Source organism: Lampropedia hyalina DSM 16112, assembly GCF_900129055.1.
GTDB lineage: Bacteria > Pseudomonadota > Gammaproteobacteria > Burkholderiales > Burkholderiaceae_C > Lampropedia > Lampropedia hyalina.
In genome coordinates this window covers 26,347-51,246 of sequence record NZ_FQUZ01000023.1, presented here as the reverse complement: position 1 = coordinate 51,246, position 24,900 = coordinate 26,347, and the positions used below count along the sequence as shown (strand labels likewise).

22 protein-coding genes, 2 tRNA genes and 1 pseudogene are annotated in these 24,900 nt (G+C 58.5%); 14 read left to right on the top strand and 11 right to left on the bottom strand.

Translation table 11 applies throughout. From position 1 onward, the window contains the following. A partial coding sequence (locus BUE21_RS10110; protein WP_234971017.1) for an integrase core domain-containing protein occupies positions 1 to 344 on the top strand: 344 nt, incomplete at its 5' end. Positions 345 to 414: 70 nt separating this feature from the next. Here BUE21_RS10110 and BUE21_RS15005 read toward each other — a convergent pair. The 9 genes and pseudogenes from BUE21_RS15005 to BUE21_RS10060 all read right to left on the bottom strand — a co-directional run. Then, positions 415 to 1,188, bottom strand: a pseudogene (locus tag BUE21_RS15005) (type IV secretion system protein); the annotation flags it as partial. 2 nt (positions 1,189 to 1,190) lie between these two features. Next, positions 1,191 to 1,457, bottom strand: a complete 267-nt coding sequence (locus tag BUE21_RS10100) for an EexN family lipoprotein (RefSeq protein ID WP_003480886.1) — start codon at positions 1,455 to 1,457, stop codon at positions 1,191 to 1,193. Then, positions 1,454 to 1,933 (bottom strand): hypothetical protein, encoded by a 480-nt coding sequence (locus BUE21_RS10095; RefSeq protein ID WP_073356552.1) that lies wholly within the window; start codon positions 1,931 to 1,933, stop codon positions 1,454 to 1,456. Before BUE21_RS10095 ends, BUE21_RS10100 begins: the two co-directional genes overlap by 4 nt. Before the next feature lie 11 nt (positions 1,934 to 1,944). Continuing rightward, positions 1,945 to 2,682 (bottom strand): P-type DNA transfer protein VirB5, encoded by a 738-nt coding sequence (gene virB5 / locus BUE21_RS10090; protein WP_084523151.1) that lies wholly within the window; start codon positions 2,680 to 2,682, stop codon positions 1,945 to 1,947. Between the two features lie 217 nt (positions 2,683 to 2,899). Beyond that, positions 2,900 to 3,055: a hypothetical protein gene (locus tag BUE21_RS14825; protein ID WP_162899400.1), complete on the bottom strand. Its 156-nt coding sequence runs from the start codon at positions 3,053 to 3,055 to the stop codon at positions 2,900 to 2,902. A gap of 261 nt (positions 3,056 to 3,316) precedes the next feature. Further along, the gene (locus BUE21_RS10075) at positions 3,317 to 4,168 is read right to left on the bottom strand and encodes a helix-turn-helix domain-containing protein (RefSeq protein ID WP_011257508.1); all 852 of its coding nucleotides are present in this window, start codon (positions 4,166 to 4,168) and stop codon (positions 3,317 to 3,319) included. Further along, positions 4,165 to 4,362, bottom strand: a complete 198-nt coding sequence (locus BUE21_RS10070) for a hypothetical protein (RefSeq protein ID WP_017172570.1) — start codon at positions 4,360 to 4,362, stop codon at positions 4,165 to 4,167. Before BUE21_RS10070 ends, BUE21_RS10075 begins: the two co-directional genes overlap by 4 nt. 280 nt (positions 4,363 to 4,642) lie before the next feature. Then, a complete protein-coding gene (locus tag BUE21_RS10065; RefSeq protein WP_073356551.1) occupies positions 4,643 to 5,737 on the bottom strand; it encodes an integrase in 1,095 nt (364 codons plus the stop codon). A gap of 63 nt (positions 5,738 to 5,800) precedes the next feature. Continuing rightward, positions 5,801 to 5,877 (bottom strand) — tRNA-Ile (locus BUE21_RS10060). A 325-nt stretch (positions 5,878 to 6,202) separates the two neighbouring features. Here BUE21_RS10060 and BUE21_RS10055 point away from each other — a divergent pair. From BUE21_RS10055 to aroQ, 3 genes are read left to right on the top strand one after another with little or no spacing between them, the layout of a single operon-like run. Further along, on the top strand, positions 6,203 to 7,399 hold the full coding sequence (locus BUE21_RS10055) for a phosphoglycerate kinase (protein ID WP_073356550.1): 1,197 nt from the start codon (positions 6,203 to 6,205) through the stop codon (positions 7,397 to 7,399). 59 nt (positions 7,400 to 7,458) lie between these two features. Next, on the top strand, positions 7,459 to 8,595 hold the full coding sequence (locus tag BUE21_RS10050) for a PilT/PilU family type 4a pilus ATPase (RefSeq protein WP_073356549.1): 1,137 nt from the start codon (positions 7,459 to 7,461) through the stop codon (positions 8,593 to 8,595). Positions 8,596 to 8,624: 29 nt separating this feature from the next. Continuing rightward, positions 8,625 to 9,101, top strand: a complete 477-nt coding sequence (gene aroQ / locus BUE21_RS10045) for a type II 3-dehydroquinate dehydratase (RefSeq protein ID WP_073356548.1) — start codon at positions 8,625 to 8,627, stop codon at positions 9,099 to 9,101. An 18-nt stretch (positions 9,102 to 9,119) separates the two neighbouring features. Here aroQ and BUE21_RS10040 read toward each other — a convergent pair whose 3' ends face one another. Then, positions 9,120 to 10,163 carry a type IV pilus twitching motility protein PilT gene (locus BUE21_RS10040; RefSeq protein WP_073356547.1) on the bottom strand — a complete coding sequence of 348 codons (1,044 nt, stop codon included), beginning with the start codon at positions 10,161 to 10,163 and terminating at the stop codon, positions 9,120 to 9,122. Positions 10,164 to 10,211: 48 nt separating this feature from the next. Between BUE21_RS10040 and BUE21_RS10035 the strand changes: the two genes are divergently transcribed. From BUE21_RS10035 to BUE21_RS09995, 9 genes are all read left to right on the top strand, one after another. Continuing rightward, positions 10,212 to 10,979, top strand: a complete 768-nt coding sequence (locus BUE21_RS10035; protein WP_073356546.1) for a YggS family pyridoxal phosphate-dependent enzyme — start codon at positions 10,212 to 10,214, stop codon at positions 10,977 to 10,979. A 24-nt stretch (positions 10,980 to 11,003) separates the two neighbouring features. Then, a tRNA-Arg gene (locus tag BUE21_RS10030) sits at positions 11,004 to 11,079 on the top strand. Positions 11,080 to 11,275: 196 nt separating this feature from the next. Further along, positions 11,276 to 11,821: an RNA polymerase sigma factor gene (locus BUE21_RS10025; protein ID WP_073356545.1), complete on the top strand. Its 546-nt coding sequence runs from the start codon at positions 11,276 to 11,278 to the stop codon at positions 11,819 to 11,821. 19 nt (positions 11,822 to 11,840) lie between these two features. Beyond that, a complete protein-coding gene (locus tag BUE21_RS10020; RefSeq protein ID WP_159435845.1) occupies positions 11,841 to 13,001 on the top strand; it encodes a FecR family protein in 1,161 nt (386 codons plus the stop codon). A 13-nt stretch (positions 13,002 to 13,014) separates the two neighbouring features. Further along, a complete protein-coding gene (locus tag BUE21_RS10015) occupies positions 13,015 to 15,570 on the top strand; it encodes a FepA family TonB-dependent siderophore receptor (RefSeq protein WP_073356544.1) in 2,556 nt (851 codons plus the stop codon). Between the two features lie 366 nt (positions 15,571 to 15,936). Continuing rightward, the gene (locus BUE21_RS10010) at positions 15,937 to 18,045 is read left to right on the top strand and encodes a TonB-dependent receptor domain-containing protein (protein WP_073356543.1); all 2,109 of its coding nucleotides are present in this window, start codon (positions 15,937 to 15,939) and stop codon (positions 18,043 to 18,045) included. Between the two features lie 63 nt (positions 18,046 to 18,108). Continuing rightward, on the top strand, positions 18,109 to 19,431 hold the full coding sequence (locus BUE21_RS10005) for a class I SAM-dependent methyltransferase (protein WP_073356557.1): 1,323 nt from the start codon (positions 18,109 to 18,111) through the stop codon (positions 19,429 to 19,431). Positions 19,432 to 19,714: 283 nt separating this feature from the next. Next, on the top strand, positions 19,715 to 20,227 hold the full coding sequence (locus BUE21_RS10000; protein WP_159435841.1) for a Fur family transcriptional regulator: 513 nt from the start codon (positions 19,715 to 19,717) through the stop codon (positions 20,225 to 20,227). A 226-nt stretch (positions 20,228 to 20,453) separates the two neighbouring features. Then, positions 20,454 to 21,443: a helix-turn-helix domain-containing protein gene (locus BUE21_RS09995; protein WP_073356541.1), complete on the top strand. Its 990-nt coding sequence runs from the start codon at positions 20,454 to 20,456 to the stop codon at positions 21,441 to 21,443. A 69-nt stretch (positions 21,444 to 21,512) separates the two neighbouring features. Here the strand turns inward: BUE21_RS09995 and BUE21_RS09990 are convergent, their stop codons facing one another. Further along, on the bottom strand, positions 21,513 to 22,853 hold the full coding sequence (locus BUE21_RS09990; protein ID WP_234971115.1) for a purine-cytosine permease family protein: 1,341 nt from the start codon (positions 22,851 to 22,853) through the stop codon (positions 21,513 to 21,515). A 256-nt stretch (positions 22,854 to 23,109) separates the two neighbouring features. Here BUE21_RS09990 and capB point away from each other — a divergent pair, with 256 nt between their 5' ends. Then, positions 23,110 to 24,852 carry a caprolactamase subunit beta gene (gene capB, locus BUE21_RS09985; RefSeq protein ID WP_143164494.1) on the top strand — a complete coding sequence of 581 codons (1,743 nt, stop codon included), beginning with the start codon at positions 23,110 to 23,112 and terminating at the stop codon, positions 24,850 to 24,852. Positions 24,853 to 24,900: the final 48 nt, after the last annotated feature.

Sequence of the window (24,900 nt, the reverse complement as noted above, 5' to 3'; positions counted from 1 at the left end):
AGGGCAGCCAATACACCAGCTTGGCGTTTGGCCAGCGTTGCAAAGAAATGAAGGTAACGCCCTCCATGGGGACGGTGGGTGATGCCTACGACAACGCCATGGCTGAGAGCTTTTTTGCGAGTCTGGAATGTGAGTTGATTGACAGGAGAAGTTGGCCAACAAAGGCAGGAGCCAAGCGCGACATCTTTAGCTGGATCGAGGGCTGGTACAACCCGCACCGGCTGCATTCAGGCATCGGTTACCTGTCGCCTGTAGAGTTTGAAAAAAGGAGGAAAGGCAGCAAGAAATCTGTTTCCAAACCAACGCCAGAAATGGCCGATCCAGTGTTCTATACCCTCCGGTAATGTGGGGGAACTTCATCGAGATACCGCCAGCCAGAGCCGCCGCCATCGGCATGACACCCTTCACGATGCCATAGAGGATTGCTGCCACTACAAGCAGCTCCAGGGCCACCATGAGCATGTTTTGATCGGAGTCGATGACGACCTTCGATATTTCATTGTCGTAGATCGTGACGCCGAGCGTCAGCACGACCGCCGTCAGCGCAACAATCAGAACGTGGTTCAGCACGAAGCCCACCCAGGAATCGAAGAACTTCGCCGTGACCGGGAACATCAGGCACATGATGAATACCGGCCCGATGGCAAAGAGGATTTTCAGGTAGATGGTGGACATCAGGATGGCGATGCCGCCGAACACCACGACCAAGGCAAAGCCGATGGCAAGAATCCCCATGATGACGTACCACATGAAGATCGTCCCCATCTCCCGCCAACTGGCCGCCTGTGCTTTTTCTCGGCACTGCATGATCAGCTCAAGCCCTTTGCTCAAGCTGCTGTCCAGAGAGGCGTAGATCGAGCCACCAGCCGAGCCGGAGAAGGCGGAGGTTAGCCCTTCTTCGATGCCCCGAAAGGCTTCGACAACACCATTCAGGTACATATCGGCATTCAGTGCCATCGTCCCCACGATCATGACCTTGACCATCTTCAAAAGCCCCGTTTTGAAAGGCTCTTGAACTTGCCCGGTCATCATCATGTAGGCGTACAGGGTGATGTAAAGCGTCAGCGCACCGAGTGCCCAGGGATAGACCGTTGCAATGGTGTCGCTGGCCACGTTCGTGACAAAGGTCGTCGTGGCATTGTCCAGGGTGCCGCCGATACCCTGGAAGACGTTTGTTGTTGCGGGCATGGCTACTTGCCTCCCATCTTGACGCCCGTCATGGGCTGGACGTTGAGGCCGCGCCGCTTGCCCGCATCGGCAAGGCTTTCAGCGCGTTCCGCGTTGATGCAGTTCGGCGTTTCGGACAGCTCGCCAGGATTGGCCCGGCACTTCGCCAAACGGTCGGCCCGCTCGGTTGCGTGTTCCTTGTACCAATCGACCGACTGGACGGGTTCGGCCGGTTCCGTGCAGCCGACCAGGACAGCCGCGACGATCAGGGAGAGGGCGAGCTTTCTCATTTTCCGACCTCCCGCGCTTCGGCTTCGATGGTGCGGCCGGCAGATTGCCGGGCTTCATGTTGCTGCATGACTTTCAGCGCATGAGCTACTTCGGCCGCTTCAATGATTTGGCGAGAGGCGAGAAAGCGCAGCTTTGCTTCCCGGCGACCTGCATAGGTTGGTGTCAGGAACCTTTCCCGACCATTGAAGTAGCCGATGGACAGACTGGTAACCGCGCAGGCGACCGCCAGGAGCGTTGCTTGCCAGCTCATGAGCTGGCCTTGACTGAACAGCGGCAAGGTGAAGCCGTACCAGTCGTGCGCGGCGAAGTAGGCCACCATCAAGGCCGCATAGATGGACACGCCATCCATAGCGAACATATGCACTTCGCGGCCGATGGTTTCCTTCCACTTGCCGAAGCGGCGCACGTCGCGCCAGAAGCCGATAACCATTGCCGCGTACAGGCCCGCGAGCAGGCCGGAGAGGACGTAAATCATGACAGTCCCCCTTACGGACGCAGCGAAAAGTTCATGGGCTGAACTTTGAGGCCGTCGCGCTTCGCAGCATCCCGCACGTTCATTTCGTGCGCGCGCTGTTCCTGCAAGCGATCCTCAGCCGCCGCCACCATCGCGTACATCTGGAGCTTGGTCTGCTCGTTCTGAATCATGGCCTGCTCGGCCGCGATACGGCCTTGCAGCTCGGCAATCGCCTTGGGGTCGGGCGTGTCGTTGATCTTCGCCATGAGCTGGTCGATTTGGCTCAGCCGTGACTTGGCCTTGTCGTAGGCGTCCAGGGCGAAAGCCTTGTCCTGGGCACCCTTCACAGCCTGGGCCTCGCATGCGGTGCGCTGGTCCGCGATCTTGAAATGGGCGCAAGCATCGAATGCCTTGGTGTCTTCATAGATCGACTGCGCCCGGCCGCTCAGGCCGGCATAGCCGCCCGTTTTCACGGCGTCATAGACGCCCTGCCAATCGGCCGGCAGGTACTCGCGCAGCGCCGGGTTGTTCAGGATGTTGCCGAGGCCGCGCGAGCCGGTCAGGGACTCGTACTGCTGCTTCATCTGGTTGATCTGGCTGGTCATCTGGTCGTACTGCATCTTCCACTTGGCGATGGTTTCGACCTGATTGGCGATCTGCTGCGCGATGGAAGCGCCGTCGGTGACCGGGATTTGGGCCTTGGCCTCGTGGTTGCCGAAGATCATCCAGCCGGCTACGCCGAGGACGGCCAGGACTTTGATTGTGCTCATGTGATTGCCACTCCTTTTCGGTGGGAAGGAGGGGACGCTGGCCGTCTTTCCGACCTGTCTGCCGGCTCTTTCGAGCTACTGTTCCCGGCAGTCAGCCCCGTATTACTTGGGGCGGCACCCTGTCCGCGTTGCACGGGCTTTGGGCTAATCACAACGGTCTTTCCGCGTCGTCAGGGCCGTCTTTTCCGGTTCCCACGGTCACGCCACTTTCGGCGGGTCAGATCGGCATCTTGATGCCTTCCCCGATCATCAGGCCCTTCTTTTCAGGCCGGCAGCCCGGTACGCCGAAGCGCTCTTGGGGCAAACAAGCGTCCCCCTTGGGGGATACGGTGACCGGGGACAACCCGGCCGATTTACCAATCGGTTCGATCAATACTGAATTCTTCGCTCAAATACGGAATATTAGCAAGCTCCTCCAAGGCTTGATCCACGGTTCTGAACCAGAGTTGACGTCCGTGGCCATCAACAACGCGCCGGAAGTCTCCGGCGTTCTCCACGCTCAATGCGTATCCGTGCCGCCGATTCGCTTTCAGGATCACGCGCACGAGCCCCGTTCGCTCCAAGCTGTCGCAGTAAGCATCCAGGTCTCCATAGCGCAAGGTCGCAGTCGGGCGGCGGCTCTGCGGCCGGGTAGTCATTCGACGGTGGCCCCCTTTCTGCCCAGCATGGTCTGGATGCGCTCCAAGTGATGACGAATGACCTCGGGCGAAGCTGTCTGAACTGGTGTCTCGGCTGGTGTGCTCTGAATCCGCAATCTCTTTTCCTTCGCGGCAAGACCGGCCGACGGTGCGAAACGTCCTTGATGAAAGCGATCCAGAACCGCGCGAAACCAGCGTTCCGGGCTGGTCTTGATGCTCTGCGTTGCCATTACCCCGGCGAGTTCGTCCAGGAGCATCTGTGCATCGTTGGCATCAAGGCCACTCACCATGGAGGCGATGGCACTGCGCTCCCGCTCATTCAGGCGTGAAGGCCACACCAATGCGCCGCAGGCGCCTTTCTCCGCCTCGCCCGGCACGGGCGAAGGGGGCGGCGTGTGGATAACTTTCGCCGGTAGTTGTAGTGACGATTTATTGATGGTTCTGGTTGGTGGTTCATGGGGTGACACAGTTCTGTCGCCCTGGGATGTCTGTCGTGTCACCGGGGGAGTGACGGCCGCGTCGCCCCCCGGTGACAACTTGTCGGAGGGGGTGAGAGATGGGGATGACAAATTGACGGGGGGTGATTCGAGGCACAGGTAATAGGCATTCGAGGATTGCCCTCCGTCGCCTCGAAACCTGCGCTCGATATGAAGGAAGCCGCGTTCTTCCAGCTCTTTCAAAACGCGCTGCACCGTTCGCTCAGACGCACAGCACTTTTCGGCGATGAGCCGCACGCGCGGCCAGCACTTCCCGATCTCATCGGCCGAATCAGCCAAGGCCATCAGGATCAGCTTTGAATTGGGTGGTAGCCGCTGCTCCCACGCCCAGTTCATCGCCTTGATGCTCATCGCGCCAGCGCTCCTTGCGCACTGCTATCGAGTGCGAGCGCGTCCTTGACTTGGAGAGTGCGGAAGTAGACGCGCCGGCCAACCCGCAGCATCGTGGGCTTGAGCTTGCGGGCGACATCAGTATCCGAGTACAGCGCAACCCGGATACCGTCTGGCGAGCGACCGAGCAACCCCGCCACGTCGCCAAGACTCATGAGTGGGCCATACCGTTGAAGTAGATATTCTTCCGTTGTCATCAATACATCCACCGAAATAATGAGTAGATGGGCGTATTTTTTGACTGATATGGCTATTGGTCAAATTTAAGTCATTGATTTTTAAAGCCAAAATTAACTATCTCACCATACCAAAATGCACCATCCTCGATTACCAAAATAAGGTATCTTGGCGTCGAGCATTTCGCGGATAGAAAAATATCTTTTCAAATCAAATAATTGCGTCAGCTATGGAAATAAGAAAATTCATTGAAATAATTCATGGATTTCCTGTCTTTTTCACCACCTGATCGAGCTTGCCCACTAAATCCTCCGCGCGCAGATGGGTGTAGCGCTTGAGCATCTGCATCGACTTGTGGCCGCTGATGGCCGCGACCTCCTGATCGGACAAGCCTGCTTCCACAAAACGGCTGACGGCTTCGTGGCGCAGATCGTGAAAGCGAAAGTCCGGCACGCCGGCATCCTTCTTGATGCGCGTCCAGATCGGATTGAACTGGTAAGCCCGGCGCTTGTTGTCACGTCCAGGCTCACCGAAAAAGATCAGGTTGGTATCAATGGGGCGCACCGGGTTGTTCAGCGCTTCACGAAACAGCCGGGTTGCCTCGACCGTCAGAGGAACGGTACGCGACATCGTGTTTTTCGTTTCCTGGAGACGCACCACGCGCCGGTCAAGATCGACCTGGTTCCGGCGCAAGCCTGTGATCTCCGAAGAACGCATTCCTGTTTCGAGCGCGATGCGCACGATCCAGCCGAGCATTGGGTTCGAGTGAGCATCGACCGCCGCCATCAGGCGGGTTTCTTCTTCTCGCGTGAGCCGTCGATCCCGCCCAGGGCTTGGCGCTGGACGGCGAATGCTTTGCACGGGGTTGTAGGTCAGGCCGATCCCCCATTCCTTGATCGCCACGTTGAACAGGTGGCCGAGCAATGCGAGATCGAGACGTACCGTGTTGGGCGAACGGGGCTTGGGGGCAGGCTTGCCCTTGGCGTCCTTGCGATCCAGGCCAGCGAGCCGGTCGTCGCGGTACTTGGCGATCAGCTCCGGTGTCAGTGCGGCCAGCGAATACTTGCCCAGGTTCTGCATCAGCGGCTTCGCGTGTCTCGCGTCGCTGTCGGCCGATGCCGGGCGCTTGGTTGGTGAGATTTCGGATAGATAGCGCTTGAGCGCGTCCTCGATGGTCATGCGCTCGGACGGCGCACGTTGGATATAGACGCCGCGCACCATTTCGTCTTCGGTGCGCCGCGCCCAATCCTCGGCGTCGCGTTTGGTGCGGAAGGTCTTGGCTGTGGCCGGCCATCCCGTCTTGCGGATGAGCGCTTTCCACGTGCCTGAGGGTGTCTTGACGATGGTCGCCATTCGGTTGCTCCAGAACAGGGCTCGTGTACCGCCACTGTACCGACGCGCCAGCGCAAGCAAAGATGGTGGGCCCAGCAGGACTTGAACCTGCAACCAACGGATTATGAGTCCGCTGCTCTAACCAATTGAGCTATAGGCCCTTTTTGCTTTTTTGATGGGGCGGAAGGGTGGCCGCCCCGCTCAATTCTGCCTCGCCGATCTGGCCTCGATCAGTGGATTATGAGTCCTCTGCTCTGACCAACTGAGCTAACGCCCCACGCATGATGGATATTCAGGAAGCACCGGCAGGCTTGCGGTGCTGGGTGCCTTGCGGGGTTTTCCCGATGCCGGCAGGGCGTTGATTGTAATGCCAATTTGCCCTGCCAAAACGGGGGGCAACAGGTTCTACAATACCGTCCGCCGGTTGCCTGCCCCAGGCCGGATGCGCCCGGCTTTTCCCATTCATTCCACAAGGAGCCTTTTTCCATGAAGTTCATTCGCTTTACCGACCTGTGCCAGCAAGGCGAGGTCGCAGGCAAGCGCGTTTTCATCCGTGCCGATCTGAATGTGCCGCTCAATGACGCAGGTGAAATCACCGAGGACACCCGCATCCGCGCTTCGCTGCCCGCGATTGAACAGGCCCTGAACGCCGGGGCCGCTGTCATGGTCACGAGCCACTTGGGTCGCCCGACCGAAGGCGGCGAGGCTGGCCCCAATGAAAGCCTGGCTCCGGTGGCGCAGCGTCTGGCCGAGCTGCTGGGCCGTCCAGTGCCACTGCGCACCCAGTGGGTGGATGGTGTGCAGGTGCAGCCCGGCGAGGTGGTGCTGCTGGAGAATACGCGCCTCAACCCCGGCGAGAAAAAGAACACCCCCGAACTGGCACAGAAACTCGCGGCCCTGACCGACATCTTCGTGCACGATGCCTTTGGCACCGCGCACCGCGCCGAAGCCTCGACCTACGGCATTGCCGAGTACGCACCGATTGCCAGTGCCGGGCCGCTGCTGGCTGCCGAGATCGATGCCATCAGCCAGGCACTGTCGCAACCCCGCCGTCCGCTGGTGGCGATTGTGGCAGGCTCCAAGGTGTCCACCAAGCTGACCATTCTGCGCAGTCTGGCCGACAAGGTGGACGAGTTGATCGTCGGTGGCGGCATTGCCAACACGTTCATGCTGGCTGCGGACCTGCCGATTGGCAAGAGCATCGTGGAGACTTCGCTGGTCGATGAAGCCAAGGCCATCATCGCACTGATGCAGGAGCGCGGCGCGCAGGTGCCGATTCCTGTCGATGTGGTGGTCGCCAAGACGTTTGCCGCCGATGCCCCGGCCACCGTCAAGGCTGCCACCGAGGTGGCCGACGATGATCTGATTCTGGATATTGGCCCGCAGACTGCCGCCAAACTGGCGGCGCAACTGCAATCGGCAGGCACGATTGTCTGGAACGGCCCGGTTGGGGTGTTCGAGTTTGCGGCGTTCGAGAATGGCACCCGCACGATCGCACAGGCCATTGCCAGCTCGCCCGCCTTCAGCATTGCAGGCGGTGGCGACACGCTGGCGGCCATTGCCAAGTACGGCATCGAGGCCGACATCGGCTACATTTCCACCGGTGGCGGTGCCTTCCTGGAAGTGCTGGAAGGCAAGGTGCTGCCCGCTTTCGAGATTCTGGAAAAACGCCACGCTGCCTGATTCAGGCAGTTTCGGCCCCGCTGCACGTCCCTCCCCCACTACCTGGAAGGCTATCGACCATGGAACGCGATCAGGCCAGCAGATTCGTCAATGATCTGCTTCGACTCATGATTAACCGCAAGGGCAGTGACCTGTTCATCACGGCAGAGTTTCCGCCAGCGATGAAGGTCGATGGCAAGGTTACCAAGGTCTCGCCCCAGGCTCTGACGGGGGCGCACACGATGGCACTGGCACGCTCCATCATGAGCGACCGCCAGGCGGCCGACTTTGAACGCTTCAAAGAGGCCAACTTTGCCATTTCCCCCACCGGCATCGGGCGTTTCCGGGTGAACGTATTCATGCAGCAGGGGCATGTGGGCATGGTGCTGCGGGTGATTCCGATGGAGCTGCCCACCATCGATGGACTGGGCCTGCCGCAAATCCTCAAGGATTTCACCATGGCCAAGCGCGGCCTGTGCATTCTGGTGGGGGCGACCGGTTCGGGCAAATCGACCACGCTGGCGGCGATGGTCGATTGGCGCAACGAAAACTCCTATGGCCACATTCTCACCATCGAAGACCCGGTGGAGTTCGTGCACGCGCACAAGAACTGCGTCGTGACCCAGCGCGAGGTGGGACTGGATACCGATTCCTGGGAGAGTGCGCTGAAGAACTCGCTGCGCCAGGCCCCGGACGTGATCCTGATGGGCGAGATCCGCGACCGCGACACGATGGAGCACGCCATCGTCTTCGCCGAAACCGGCCACCTGTGCATGGCCACCCTGCACGCCAACAGTGCCAACCAGGCACTGGATCGCGTCATCAACTTCTTCCCGGAAGAACGCCGCGCCCAGTTGCTGATGGACGTGTCGCTGAACCTGCGCGCCATCATCTCGCAACGCCTGATTCCGAAGCAGGACGGCAAGGGCCGCGTGGCCGCGCTGGAGATCATGGCCAACAGCCCGCGCGTGTCCGACCTGATTTTCAAGGGCGAAGTGACCGAACTCAAGGAGGTGATGAAGCTCAGCCGCAACCAGGGCATGCAGACCTTCGATCAAGCCCTGTTCGATCTGTTCGAGGCGCGTCTCATCACCTACGAAGATGCCCTGCGCAATGCCGACTCGCTCAACGATCTGCGCTTGCAGATCAAGCTGCACAGCGAACGCGCCAAGTCCAGCGATCTGGCGGCGGGCACAGAGCATTTCGAGATCATCTGACCCCCTGTTCCAACAGGCCAACATCTTCCATGAGCACATACCCAACCGTTTTCGTCCTCAACGGCCCCAACCTGAACCTGCTGGGCAGCCGCGAACCGCAGGTCTATGGCCACCACACCCTGGCCGACGTGCAGCAATTGTGCGAAACACGCTGCCAGCAGCACAGCCTGCAACTGCGCTTCGGGCAAAGCAACCATGAAGGCCAACTGGTGGACTGGATTCACGAAGCCGGGCAACTGCACCGGCAAGGCGCGCTGGCTGGGGTGGTGCTCAATGCTGCGGCCTATACCCACACCAGCGTGGCCCTGCCCGATGCCATCAAGGGCACCGACGTGCCCTTGATCGAGCTGCACATCAGCAACGTCCACGCCCGCGAAGCCTTCCGCCACCATTCGTACATTGCGCCGGTGGCGCGTGCCGTGATCTGCGGGCTGGGTGTGTTCGGGTACGCGCTGGCCATCGATGCGGTGGCGCAATGGAACGCGCCACCCAGCATCCACACCTGAAACGCTGGAACTTCAGTTTCAGGCCGGGAAGTTGTCCGGGGTCTTGGCCTTCTGGCGGGCATCCTGCGCACTGATGACATTGCGCCGCACCAACTCCAGCAGGTTCTGGTCCAGCGTCTGCATGCCCACACCCTGCCCGGTCTGAATCGTCGAGTACATCTGCGCCACCTTGGCCTCCCGGATCAGGTTGCGAATCGCAGGCGTGCCCAGCATGATCTCGTGCGCAGCCACCCGCCCGGCACCATCCTTGGTCTTGAGCAGCGTCTGCGAAATCACTGCCTCCAGCGATTCCGACAGCATGGAACGCACCATCTCTTTTTCTTCTGCGGGGAACACGTCGATGATACGGTCGATAGTCTTGGCCGCGCTGGAAGTGTGCAGTGTACCGAACACCAAGTGCCCGGTTTCCGCCGCCGTCAGGGCCAGCCGGATGGTTTCCAGGTCACGCAATTCCCCCACCAGAATCGCATCCGGGTCTTCCCGCAGGGCCGAGCGCAAGGCCGCCGTGAACGACAGCGTCATCGGCCCCACTTCACGCTGGTTGATAAGGCACTTCTTGGACTCGTGCACGAATTCGATCGGATCTTCCACCGTCAGAATGTGGCCATAGGCGGTTTCATTCAGATGGTTAATCATGGCCGCCAGTGTGGTCGATTTGCCCGAACCCGTCGGCCCGGTCACCAGCACCAGCCCGCGCGGTTTCTCGGACAGACTGGCAAAAATCTTCGGCGCGTTCAGTTGCTCCAGCGTCAAGACCTTGCTTGGAATGGTACGGAACACCGCCGCCGCGCCCCGGTTCTGGTTGAAGGCATTCACCCGAAAACGTGCCAGCCCCTTGATCTCGAACGAAAAGTCAATCTCCAGGAACTCCTCGAATGCCTTGCGCTGGCCATCGTTCATGATGTCGTACACCATGCTGTGGACGGCCTTATGATCGAGAGGCTCCACATTGATGCGCCGCACATCGCCATGCACCCGAATCATGGGCGGCAAACCCGCCGACAGATGCAAGTCGGAAGCCTTGTTTTTGACGCTGAACGCCAGAAGCTGGGTAATGTCCATGGAAACACCTTCTATCAATTCGATACCGATACACGCAACCCTGCCATTATGACCGCCCCTGCGTCCTCCGAAATCCTCGCCCGCCAGCTCGCCCACATTCACCAGCGCATCCACACCGCCTGCCAGCAGGCGGAGCGTGACGCGAATGCTGTGCAACTGCTGGCCGTCTCCAAGACCTTCCCTGCCTCCGACATTGCCACCGCCTACGCCTGCGGACAGCGCGCCTTCGGTGAAAACTACATCCAGGAAGCCGTGGACAAAATTGCAGCTCTGCGCAGTCCTGCCCATGCTGCCCTGCAATGGCACTGCATCGGCCCCATCCAAAGCAACAAAACCCGCAGCGTGGCCGAGAACTTCGACTGGGTTCACACCATCGACCGCCTGAAAATCGCCCAACGCCTCTCGGAACAACGTCCATCCGAACGGGCACCGCTGCAAGTGCTGATTCAGGTCAATGCCGATGGGGGAGCGAACAAATCCGGCATCGACCCAGCCACTGCCACCGAACTGGCACTGGCCATCGCTGCCCTGCCCCGGCTGCAACTGCGCGGCATCATGGCCATCCCAGAACCTGCCCCGGACTTCGCCACCCAACTGCACAGCCACCAGCAAGTCAAGGCCGTGTTCGACCAGGTCAAAGACCACTTGCAACAACACCAGCCCACCGCAGCCTCCCACTTCGACACCCTCTCGCTGGGCATGAGCAGCGATCTGGAAGCGGCGATTGCGGCAGGCAGCACCATGGTGCGCATCGGCACAGCCATCTTCGGGCAACGCAGTGCGCATCCCGACACGGCAGGGCAACTCATGCCATAATCACGCCCTTGATGCAATTGCAGTGCGGCTGTAGCTCAGTGGATAGAGTATTGGCCTCCGAAGCCAAGGGTCGTGGGTTCGATCCCCGCCAGCCGCGCCACCTATATCGATGGCTTACGATTTTTGTCGTAAGCCATTTTTTTATGGCCGCTCTTCCTGGGCAATTTCCAGACAAGGCTTGCTCCCATAATCCAATAAAGCAAATAATTTCAATTATTATTTTTGTCGGTAGAATATTCTTGGCTGTTATGACACGCCCTAGTTCCCTCCAGTGACTTCCAATCATCATTTGGTTTATGCTCATCAGCTACTATCGAGAGACGCTGAAGTTTTGCCGACGACTGGTGCGGGACGATGCCACTGCCGAAGATGTCGTCCAGGAAGCCTATGCCTGCACTCTGGCCATGGAGCAGTCGGGTCAATCGGTGCGGCATCCCCGTGCATTGTTGCGCAAGATCGCACAGCGCATCGTCATCGACATGGGGCGCAAATCCGCGCACAGGCAGCACGAAAGCATTGAGGCTCTGGAAGAAGACAGGCAACCCGCCATTCCGGTCTGCATGCAGCCAGACGAGCTGTATGCTTCCAGACAGGCACTGCAAGCCTATCAGCATGCCATCGACGGCCTGCCTCCCCGGTGCCGCGAAGCCTTTTCTCTTTACGTTTTCGATGGCATGTCGGCGCAGGAGATTGCCGGGCAGATGGGCATCTCGCTGAGCATGGCGAATCAGTACGTCCGGCGGGGCAAGCTGGCTTGCCTGAGCTGTCAGGAAGCCCTGGATGGTGTCTCCGCCAATCCTCCAGGCGTGCGTGCCAATGGTGCGGATACCGACGTTGCATGACTGCACCGGACATCAAGCCATGCCGCATACTCCCCGCACGATAAGCCGCTCCCCATCTGGTACACCAGCCGGCCCCCCGACAGCCAGTGGCGATGGGCATGGTGCTGCCCATGACGAGGCACTGACAGACAATGCCGTGCATCAGGCCGCTGTCGATTGGCACACCCGCCAGGAACTGGGCTTGAATCCGCAGGAAGCAGCAGAACTGGCCCAGTGGCTGGCGGCCAATCCCCTGCACCGTGCCGCCATGCAACGCCTCGAAACCAGCATGAAGCTGTTACGAGATTTGCCCGAAGCCGACAGGCTGCGCCTGCGCGCGACACGCCCCGTCACGGTGCCTGTGCGCCATTGCCAGCCTGTGCACACCCGCACGCCCTCCCCTCGTCGGTGGCCAGCCTCCCTGCTGCTGTTTTCTCGCCAGCAGGCCATGGCTGCTCTGCTGGCCAGTGTGCTGCTGGTGGGCTGGCTGGGTTGGCAACACTGGCCCGAGTCGCCATCCTTCAGTGAACGCTATGCCACGTCGGTGGGGGAAAGCCGGGGCATTGACCTGCCCGATGGCAGCCATCTGCTGCTGGACACGGACACCCGCCTGAGTGTGCGGTTCTTCGCTGGTCGCAGGGAGGTGCAGATGGCCCACGGTCAAGCCCTGTTCGATATTGCTTCCGATGCCGACAAGCCTTTCGAGGTGCTGGCAGGCGATGCGCGGGCGACGGTGGTGGGCACCCGCTTTTCGGTGCGCTATCTGACCGGTGGCACCGATGCCCAGTCGGTGGATGTGGCGGTGGAAGAAGGGCGGGTGCGGGTGCGCCACAAGGCCGGTACCGGCATGGCTCCATCGGCAGATGCCATCGAGCTGTCGGCCGGGCAGGCGGTTCGCGTATCCCCCTCGAGGGCCATCGGCACGGTGCTGGCGGTACCAGAAAACCAGATTGCATCGTGGCGCAGCGGCTTGCTGCATTTCGAGGATATGCCACTGGAGCAGGCTTTGGCCGAGCTGGGGCGTTATGGCCCCACCGGTCTGGTGATTCGTGACCCAGCCGTGGCGGCCTTGCGCATTGGTGGCAGCTACCCCACGCAGCACCCCGAGCAGTTCGCGCAGGTTCTGACCCGCATACTGCCCGTACACCTGGTTCGGCAAAGCGATGGCCGCCACGAAGTCCGCCTCTCCCCCTCCAGGTAGGATGACTGCGCCTATGCCATCCGGCTCCACGCTGGCACGGTGGCTGGTGTTGAGTGCCGCTGCCAGCCTGTCAATGCTGGCCGATGCCCAGACAGGCGGTGCAGCGACTCACCCCGTGCACATTCAGATTGCCGCACAACCGCTGGCCACGGCCATCCATGAGCTGGTGCGCACCACACAGCACCCGGTGACCTATTCTTCGGCACTCGTCAGCGGCAAGAATGCTCCTGCCGTCTCCGGCAGGCTGACGCTGCAACAGGCACTGGATCGGCTGCTGGCTGGCAGTGGCCTGATTGCCGTGCGAGAAGGTGGCACGTTCATCGTCACCCCATCTGCCCCACCCACCGCCCCCACGGCAACGACACCACAGCACCTGCCCGATGGCTCTGCCGGGGTGCTGGACGAGGTGCTCGTCACCAGCCAGGCGCAGAATCGATGGCCAGTGGCTGCTGGCATGTCCACAATCACGGCCCACGATATTCAGCGCAATCCGCCAGCCAACGATCTGGCCGAACTGGTGCGCTACCAGCCGGGTGTCAGTCTGACGACCGGTGGCTCCACCGGGCAACACGGCAACCAGCGGCAAATCAATCTGCGCGGCATGGGGCCGGACAACACACTCATATTGATCGATGGCAAGCCTGTCCTGGCACGCGAGGGGGTGCGCATGCGGCGCAACGGGGAAAGGGATACCCGTGGGGATTCCAACTGGGTGCCTGCCGATCTGGTCGAGCGCGTCGAAGTCATCCGGGGGCCTGCCGCTGCCCGTTATGGCTCAGGGGCGGCGGGTGGCGTGGTCAATATCATCACCCGAAAGCCAGCAGATCAACTGTCCGGTTCATGGAACGTTTATGTCGATCGGGCCGAACACCGTGAGGAACAGGAGAGCCGGCGCAGCAGCTTCAGCATCTCTGGCCCGCTGGCAGAGCCTGTTTCGTTCCGGCTGTACGGCAATGTTGCCAAAAGCACAGCCGATGATCTGGCCATCAATGCCACGGCATCGGGCACGCCACTCTCGCCCACGTCCATCCCGCCTGCCGGACGCGCAGGTGTGCGCAACCGGGATCTCAACGGCCTGCTGCAATGGAGACTCACCCCCAGCCAGACGCTGGACATGGAGGTCGGCTTCAGCCGGCAGGGCAATATCTACACCGGTGAACGCCCCAACACCGAAGGCAATACTGCGCTGACAAAGGCACTGGCCCGCGCGGGTGCAGAAACCAACAGCACCATCCGGCGCACGGCTTCGCTGACACACCGGGGCCAATGGTCAGAGGGTTCGTCCAGAATGGTGCTGGCCTATGAGGAGGCCGACCGGCTCTACACGCCCACCGGGCTGATGGGCAGTGGCGAAGGCCATATCAATACGGCTGAAAAGTCCGGCAAATCGGCTCTGGACAATGTGTTTGTGCAACTCGAAGGCACCTCATCGTGGCAGGCCGGTGGCATTCCACAGCTGACTACGTTCGGCCTGGAAATGCGCAATCAAAGTCTGGACGATCCGGCCTCGATGACTGCATCGGCTTCAGCCGGGGCACCGATTCCGGGCGTGGAGACACCGCGCTCAGGCCGTGCCAGTGCCCGCTCCTACGCCCTCTATCTGGAGAGCCATCTGGAACTGCCAGGGCGCATCGTCCTGACACCGGGGTTTCGTTTCGATCACCACAAGGGGCTGGGCAGCAACGGCAGCCCCAGCCTGCACGGCACCTATGAAGTGGGAGCAGGCTTGAGCCTGAATGCGGGCATTGCCAAGGCATTCAAGGCCCCCGATCTGTACCAGGCCAACCCCCATTACCTGTTCTACAGCACGGGCAATGGTTGTCCGGTCAATTGGCCACGCCTGGGAGATGGCTGCTATATCCAGGGCAATCCGCAGTTGCAGGCCGAACACAGCATCAACAAGGAAATAGGCATGGCCTACAGCCACCCGCGCGGGCTGGATGCCAGCCTGAACTGGTTCCGCAATGACTACCGCAACAAAATCCACGCCGAAGCCTTCGATGGCATCCAGCCGGAGATTCTGGATGACAGCACCTATCTGTTTCGCTGGGGCAACGCCCACAGGGCCATCGTGCAAGGGCTGGAAGGGCATCTGAACCTGCCGCTTTCCCACTCTGAGGGCTCTGCCGGGCAGCAGCGGCTGCGTCTGCTCAACACCTTCACCTACATGCAGAAGAACCACAACGAGAGCAATGCCCAACCCTTGTCCGTGATTCCCCACTTCACCCTGCACAGTACCCTGGACTGGGTCGCCTCGCCCTCGCTGTCGCTGCAACTGACGGCCACGTTTCACGGCGTGCAGGAAGCACGCACCCTCACCCTGCAAGGTGCGCAGGCCCGCCATACGCTCACCAAGCGCGCGCCCTACCACTTGATTGGCCTGAGTGCCCGCCAGCGGCTGAATGCCTCTACCCACCTCGGTTTTGGTGTGCGCAATCTTCTGGACAAGCGGCTGTTCCGGGAGGTCATTTCCATCAGCCAGACCGCAGGCACCGCCGCAACCAGTGCCGCCGCATCCTATAACGAGCCTGGACGCTCTTACTACGTGCAGTTATCGACCTCGTTCTGAGATCGTAAACACGTTCTGATGGCTGGCGCGTGCCATCACTGCCCCCTGCTTCCCAGCCCATCGGGAGATGCGCATGGGCGCAACGTTTATAAAATCGAAAATCACTCTTATTTGTAATAGTTTGTATGGTCAGGTGCATATTGGCCAGGGTCATCCGTCTATGTAGAAGTGGCCTGCTTTGCCAATGACCGTGAACGCCGTCAAGGCAAGGCCCATGCACACGCGCATTCCACACATTCAGGCATGGCCCACCACGCCTGAGCCTGTGTGGCCTGCCCCGTTACCCCGATTGCTGTGCCATGCGTGCCTGCCCAGGCACGCGGGCATCGTTTTTGTCTGTCCATTGATTAGAAAGGTATCCGAGAAATGTCCCGCCTCTTCCAGAATCCACCGACGTTCCGCCACCGCCTGATTGCGGTGGCCGTCATGTCCAGCCTGTATGCCGTCGCGCCCCATGCCGCCGCGCAATCCGACGAAGAGGAGGATGTGCAACGACTGGAGGAAATCACCATCACGGCCGCTGGCTACGAGCAAAGTGTCAAGGAAGCACCTGCCGCCATCACGGTCATCACCGCCAGCGAGATCGAGAAGAAGTCCTATACCGACATCACCGACGTGCTCAAGAACGTGCCCGGTGTGCACATTCAGGGCGGCGGCGTGGAGCAATCGATCATGATTCGGGGTATGAGTGCGGACTACACCCTGTTCCTGGTCGATGGCAGGCCACAGCAGGACAACCAGGCATTTGGCCTGAATGGTGCCCAGGCGGGTACGCCAATCAACTTCCTGCCACCGCTGGAATCCATCGAGCGTATCGAAGTAGTGCGCGGCCCGGCATCGTCGCTGTACGGCTCCGATGCGATTGGGGGTGTGGTGAACATCATCACCAAGCGCGTGGTGAACGAAGTCGGCGGCAGCATCACTTCCGAATACATCAAATCCGGGCGCGGCAACGATGTCACCAACGACGGCTTCCAGACCAGCATGGCACTGAACCTGCCCATCGTGAAAGACGCGCTGTCGCTGCAACTGACCGGTGCATTCCGCAACCAGGACGAGGCCGACTTCGTGGGCGGTGGCGACAGTGCCGCTGCCGACCCCGAGTTCAAGCGCAAGAACGTCGGTGCCAAGCTGAGCTGGAAGCTCGACGAGCAGAACACCTTCACCCTGGGCGGCACCCACACCCGCCAGGAACGCTGGCACAACCCCGGCAAGAGCCTGGCAGAAACGGCCAGCCCCAGCTACAGCAAGTCCCTGCGCGACAACTTCTTTGCCACCCACGAAGGCCGCTATGAAGACATGCTGTGGGAAACCTACATCAACTACGATACCTCGGACAACCCCACGCGCGTGAACGCCACCACCGGCAACAGCATCGGCTTCGACAGCCTGACGGCCAACAGCCAGGCGACCTGGTTCCTGGGCCAGCATGCCCTCACTGTCGGGGCCAACTACAAGAGGGAAGAACTCCAGGACGGTGCCTCCAACGGCCTCAACCCGCCCGGTTTCGTGGTGCCGACCGACGTGGTCACGATGGACCGCACCATGTACGCCCTGTTTGCCGAAGACAACTGGCAACTGACCGACGAACTCGCGCTGCTGCTCAGTGGCCGCTACGACCACAGTGACCAGTTCGGCGGCAACTTCAGCCCCAAGGTCTATGCCGTCTATGACATCACCGACAACCTGGCCCTCAAGGGCGGCCTGACCACCGGTTACAAGACCCCCAGCCTGCGCAGTGCCGCCACCGACTTTGGCAGCACCTCGATGGGTGGCGTGGTCATCGGCAACACCGACCTCAAGCCCGAAACCACGCGCAACATCGAGCTGAGCCTGAACTACGGCAACTACGACAACGGGCTTTCCGGCAGCCTGACCGTGTACAAGAGCAAGTTCAAGGACAAGCTGCTGCGCACCGGCAGAGGCTTGCTGCCGGGCGTGACATCGGGCTGTATGCAGAATCAGGAATGCGTGTACAACGGCATCACCTACCCGGCCCACCAGTTCGGCTACACCACCATGATCAACGTCGATTCCGCCGAACTGCAAGGTCTGGAATGGACGCTGGACTGGAACATCCGCAACGACCTCACCTACCGGCACAGCTACACGTTTGCCGAGTCCGAGCAAACCTCCGGCACCTACGCAGGCAGTCCGCTCAACGACATACCCGAGCACATGTTCAACGCCTCGCTGGACTGGCGTGCCACCAACAAGCTGAACCTGTGGACACAGGCCAACTACCGGGGCCGCACCTCCGGGCGGGCCGTGGCCTCCAGCGGCTCCGGCACCAACGACGTGCGCTATCCGGCCTATACCTTCTTCGATGTCGGTCTGGTCTATTCGGTATCGCGTGATCTTCGCCTCAAGTTCGGTGTGTACAACGTCGCCAACAAGACCGTCACACCGGAAGATGGCTTTGCCTACACGCTGGACGGTCGCCGCTACAGCGCATCGCTGAGCCTGAGCTTCTGATCGACATGGCACACACAGCCCGGCACATTCATGGCCGGGCTGCCCCGCATGGAAAGGACTGCCATGAACCGAACCAATGGCTACACCACCGATGTCAGCTACCCGGCATTCTTCTACAAGGAAATGCAGCCGGTGTGGCTCTGCTGCGTGGCGCATTTCCTGGGCTTTGCCGCCCCCGACCTGACCCGGCCATTCACCTTCTGCGAACTCGGCTGTGGCACCGGCACCAACCTGCTGGTGGCCGCCGCCAGCCATCCGCAGGCACGCTTTGTGGGCGTGGACTTCAACGAAAACCATCTGCAAACCGCACGCGCTGCCGCGCTCTCCAGCGGACTGGAGAACGTGGAGTTCATCGGTTGCAGTTTCCAGGAATTCGCCACCGGCCATCGCACGCCATTCGACTTCATCACCACGCATGGCGTGTGGTCCTGGATCGCGCCCGAACACCAGACCAGCCTGCTGGACTGCGTACAAGGCCACCTGAAACCAGGCGGACTTTTCTATCTGCATTACATGTGCCATCCCGGCTCCACCGAGCTGGCGACATTGCAACACTTCCTGAACCTTTTCGCCCACCACATTCCCGGCATCTCGGCCCAGCGCGCCCACACCGGACTGAAACTGCTGCGCCAGCTCAGCGACCGGGGCCTGTTCACCGATCAACCGGCAGTGCTGAAGCACCTGCGCAATCTGGAAAAGCTGAACCCCAACCATGTGGCCCACGAATTCCTCACCGACCACTGGCAACCACAGCACTCCGTGGCAGTACACCAGCGCATCGGCCAGGCTGGCCTGGGCTACCTGGGCAGCGCGGATGTGTTTCACAACCTGGACACATCGCTGTCTGTGCCCGGCCCCATGCAAGCCGTCATCCGGCAGACCCAGGCACCCGCGCTGGCCGAAACCCTCAAGGACATGGCGCGCCACAGCCACCAGCGCATGGATTTATTCCAGCGAGAGCCGCAACCACTGGGCCAGCAAAAACACCTCGCCCAACTCGGTGAAATGTTGTTCCAGCCACTGCCAGACACACCGACGCAAGGCCCGATTTCCTTTGCTACCCCCATCGGAAACATCGAAGGCCCGGAAAACATCTTCTCGCCACTGCTGCAAAGCCTGGCGACAGGCCCGGCATCATTTGCCCGACTGGCACAGCTCCCGGCCTTTGCAGGGCAGCCCGGAGCTTTGCTGCAAGCCCTGCAACTGCTGATGCGGCAGGAAATCGTGCATCCGCTGAAACCAGCTCCCGCCACCACCACGGCCCACGCAGAGCGACTGACGCAATGGTTCCGGCGCAATGGCATCTCGCTGCAAACCATCGAACCATGCGGCACGGCCATCCGCCCCCATCCAACGCCATCCACCCCGCCAACGGATGCAGCCTGAACACCAGAGCCATCGCAAGACAACTGCTGGAGCAGAGCATTGCCCAATTGCAAACGGCCTTCGACCAGCACCAGAGCCGCTGAAGACAGAGCCTCGGGTACATGCGTTGTCAGGCGTGACCGCGCGTGCCAATCCCCCCTGACGTGGAATGCCGAAACCGGGTATATCGAATATTCATTCCATTCATTTTTCGCAGAAAAATCCAGACGATACTACCCTGCAATGATTGAACCGTTCATCAAACCACATGCAAACCCTCCAGAAAATCCCGTATGGGCATCCCATGAAAGAAAACAGAAAAAGCCATACCGCCAGCACCCACAGCCAGCATCAGGAATCGGTTCAAATCCTGAAGAACATCGGCATTCACATCACATTGCCCAGACTGAAACTGCTCGACATCATCCACCAGAGCGACAAGGCATTGACGGCACAGGAAATCTACACCATTCAGGTCAATCAAGGGGTTGAAACCCAACTGTCCACGATTTACGTCAATCTCAAGAAACTGGAGCAATACGGAGTCATCACGCGCATTCGGCTGGATGACGAACCCAGAAGCTTTTACTGCCTCAGTGCCGAAAACCAGTCGTGCCGCATCATTTGCAGCCACTGCAAGAAACTGTCATGGCCCCAGCACTCCAGCATCGAGTCACATATCCAGACCATCTGCCAAGACAATGGCTTCAAGATGAACCAGTTTTCTCTGGTCATAGAAGGCATCTGCAAGGCCTGCGAGCACCTGCCTCGCCACAAAACCCCAGCCAAACCCAGCAGTGTCAATGTGCACTCATGAGGCATCTCCCTGACATCGTCAGATCTCACTCTTGAAATCAACACACGATCAGCAGAGAAACCCAGGTGGCATGAATATCAACATGGCATATAACTTGCTTGACATCGGGAATATCCTGTAGCTGGTAGTTGTTGAGCATGTGCAGAATGGCAAGCTATGGTCACGCGTTTCGTGAAGCTGAGGCCAACAGAACGCCAGTTTTCCAAACGATTTTGCCCCTCTGCCCATGAGAACCCTGATCGATACGCGAAAAATCTCACAGCGCAACCAGCTTGAGTACTGGAACTATGCAGTATGCGACACCTATTTCCAACTGGGTCTGAAAGTGGATGCACAGGTGCCCGTCAATGGTGTGCTGCTCGCATGGAAACTATCCGACAGTGCAGTCTCGCTCTCCAGCCTTGAGTCTTCACCAACCTGCTATTTCCGCAATCGTGCGCACATGGCAAGCAGCGATGAACCATACTATTTGATTACCATTCCCTGTTTGACAGGGATTTATTTCGAACAAGACGGACAGCATATTGATTGTCAGCCGGGCCATTTCATTGTTGAACGAAGCGATTTGCCTTACCGCTTCGGCTATCGGAATTTCAACAAGGTTATGGTGCTGAAGATTCCCGAAAAAATGGTACATAACCGCATTCGAGGCCATTTGCGTTATGCTGGACTCTCATTCAGCAGCAGCAGTGGCTTGGGTAGAATTTTCTTCGAAAAAATTCGATCCATCCATACCGAATTCAATTGCATTGATGCCGCATCCAAGTCACTGCTGATTGAACAATTAATTGATACTTTCTGCCTGATCGTTCAAAACGACGAGCGTATCCTCGGCAGCGAGGAATCCAGCCTGACTGCGTTCCATCTGGCCAAAGTAGAGAAATTCATGGATCAGCACCTTTCCGATCCAGAACTGACACCAGAGAAAATCGCCAAGGGTTGTGGCATATCCGTACGATATCTTTACAAACTGTTTTCCAGCAGAAACATCTCTCCAATACGACGACTATACGAAAAACGGCTTGAATCCATTCACCGAAAACTGGTCGATTGGCGTTCCAGCATTCCAATTGGGGAGCTTGCATATGCACATGGATTCAATGAGCAAGCCCATTTTTCAAGAATGTTCAAAACCAAATTCGGCGTATCCCCCACTGAATTGAGAAAAAACAATCGCAACATAGCAAACCAGTCCATCAAAACAGAAATAGAATAAATCGATACACAACCCCTTGCCAACACATGACAAATAACCGGGCCATTCCACCAAAATGGCCCGGTTATTTTATTTGACAAACCAGCTTACCGATATTTTCCTCATCAGCAATGCGTACCCAGAGAATGCCACCAAAAAAGCACAAGGTGCCGACCACGCGCTCAAAAATAAATTATCACTAAGATTCAACATAACACCCAAAACAACCGAAATCGACCAAACGCTCACACCCACCTTATTAAAATCCGGCAACTCAGAAGAATTCACATGCTGTACAGCATTAAATTTCCTTTCGTAGTATGGCGTCAAAATATGAGCCATGGCAATTCCAACCCAACCCACTATAAAAATAGCTTGATAGGTCAATGCTCGAAGAATGTACGAAAACACATCGAAGTGCATAGCCATGTAAACAATTACTCCCACTGCTGCTGCCCATACCGCATGTGGCACCCTCCCTGCACCATAGCGGGCAAAGAAGGCATGTAGATTGGTAATGGCCATGTAGAAATTTCCAGTATTGATACGGGTCTGTGTAATCCACACGAACAACAGCCCCCAAAACCCCATCAGTTGCACGATGGCCAACACCACTGAAACTTCAGTTATTTCAGATCCTGATGCAATGGTTGCAGCCAGGAATATTCCGACCAAACCATTCAACAAGAATGCAACAAGATAGAACGGAATACCAAAACTGAATAATGAAAGAAAACGACTGTCCTCGGCTTTCCCGAAACGGGCGTAGTCCCATGTATACATCATGAGCACCCAGACCCCCATGAAATAGGTGAAACAGTTCCACCATCCCAATGGCGATGCTCCATCAGATGGCTCCATACGCAACCAGTCGGAAGAATAACCATACTCGTTTACAGCAACACCAACCAACACACACAATCCCAGAAGATAAAGTGGCAACAGCACTCCATTGAGCTTATCCAGCCAGCGCAACGTTTTTCCCAGCACCAGAACAGTGCTATAGAGCACCACTATTAATATAGCCCACTCCATCGAAATGGATGGCGCATAACTATGCAGGGCCACGGCCATCACGGATCCTTCAAAGATACCGTAATACACAGCCGTACTGGCAAAAATCAAGGTTGCCAGCGTGGCACCGGTTTTACCAAGAATTATTTTTGAAAATTCAGCCACCGACAACCCCGTTCGGATGGCATACCTTGCTATTACCCCATTGATCAATCCATAACACAGCACCGACAAAGTCATTCCAATAATGGCATTTCGAGTACCGAATCCGACTGCCAATGCAGCAGCAACCACCAAATAGAACATTGCACTGCAAACTCCCCACCACGCCATCGTCAATGAATACTTCTCCATCTTCATCGACTTTTCCATAACGTTAGCCATTTTCAAACCCCAAGAAATGTTGAAGGCATTCAAGATAGCATGGGGCTTCTATTTTCAACTATCACTCAATTGCACAATTTCTTGCACATGCCTGCACCGCCCACGACCCTGATCCAAAATATTCATCATGGAAAACCAGGTGCAAACATAGACAATCAATGGTGCATTGTGGTTCAACCCACTTTTACATCCAGTCTTCAGAATATCTCCAAGTCGTACACACCTTCAGTGCTTGAATGCGATGGTGTGGTGACTTATTCATCACTTTTTCTGCTTTATGGAGAAATCAATGAAAGCCAATGATGCAATTGATCCGATTACGCTGGCAGTAGTGCGTGGCGCGCTGGAGACAACACAGCGCGAAATGACACTGACGCTGGAAAAGACGGCACGCTCCAGCGTATTCAACGTGGCACACGACTACAGCAATGCGTTGTTCAACCACCGTGGAGAAATGATCCTGCAAGGGCAAGACATTCCCATTCATTTGGGAGGCTTGATGCAGGCGATGAAAGCGGTGATCGCTTACTTCGGCGGCGACGTACACGAAGGCGACGTGATCTACCACAACGATCCAGCCATGATGGGCAGCCACATTCTGGACTGCTGCATGTACAAACCCGTCTTCCATGAAGGCACGCTGGTGTTCTGGAGTGTCTGCAAGGGCCATGTCACCGACATTGGTGGGCCAGTACCAGCCGGATACAACCCCGATGCAAAGGAAATTTACGCAGAGGGTCTGCGCATTCCACCTGTGAAGCTCTGGGACAAAGGCGTGCCTCGCGAAGATGTCATCAAACTGCTGCTGGCCAATGTGCGTTCACAGCGCGACTGGGAAGGGGATTTGCGCGCGCAGTACGGTGCGGTTTCCATCGGGGAGCGCAACTTGCTGGCCTTGGTCAAAAAGTACAGTCTGGATGCTGTACAGCGCAGCATTGATGAATTGATGGACATGGCCGACCGATCCATGCGCGCGCTCATCGCCAGTGTCCAGGATGGCCGCTATGTCTCGGAGGCCGTACTGGAAGATGCAGGCCACGGTCTGGGCGAAATCACGCTGCGTGCCACAGTGACGATTGATGGAGAGAATTGCCACATCGCTTTGGAAAGCCCACCCCAGATTCCCTACTTCATCAACTCCTACGAAGGCAATACCTACGCTGGCGTGTACTTGGGGCTGATGATGTTTGCCAAGGTCGCGCCCCCCTACAACGAGGGACTGTACCGCTGCATATCGGTGGATGTCGGCCCCAAAGGCACACTGCTTAACGCCCAGATTCCGGCACCTCACGTCAATTGCTCCACCACACCCATGGAGACACTGGCCGATGCCGTACGACTGGCACTGGAACAATCTGCACCGGAACGGGCCGTGGGCACCTGGGGACATTCCAGCGGTATCAACATTGCAGGGTTCGATTCACGCACCCAGGAAGAATACGTCACCATGGTGCTGGCCTCGTTGATTAGCGGTGCTGGTGCCACCGCCCACATGGATGGCTGGAACTCGGTGGGGCCACAGTGCTGCTTCGGTGCATTGAGTTCAGGCGACATTGAGGTACTGGAGTATTCCTACCCCATCCAGATTCACCGCTACGGATTGGTGACCGACAGCGGTGGTGCTGGCTATTACCGAGGCGGTTGCGCGACAGCCTGGGAGGTAGAACCGCGCAACCATGCCATGACGGCAGTCAGTTTCGGCGAGGGGCGCATCCACCCCTCCATCGGAGCCAATGGTGCTGCCAGCGTCGAACCAGAACGCACGCTGGGCCGGGTAGAACTCAAACATGGCGATGAAGTGGTAGAGGTGCGCCGCAAAAATACCGTCATGACCATTCAGCCAGGCGAGCGCGTCTGCACCATCAATCCCGGTGGCGGTGGCTGGGGTCTGCCGTTGGAACGCGAGATTGCACGCGTGGTAGCCGATGTGCGCAATGGCTATGTCTCGGTTGAGGCCGCGCGCATCGAATACGGCGTGGACGTGGACACCCGCAACTGGAGCGGCATGCGGTGCGAACGCCGCGCAGCCTGATGCCTATTGACTCATTCCCCTCATTTTCAGACACACAAAGAAAGCGAA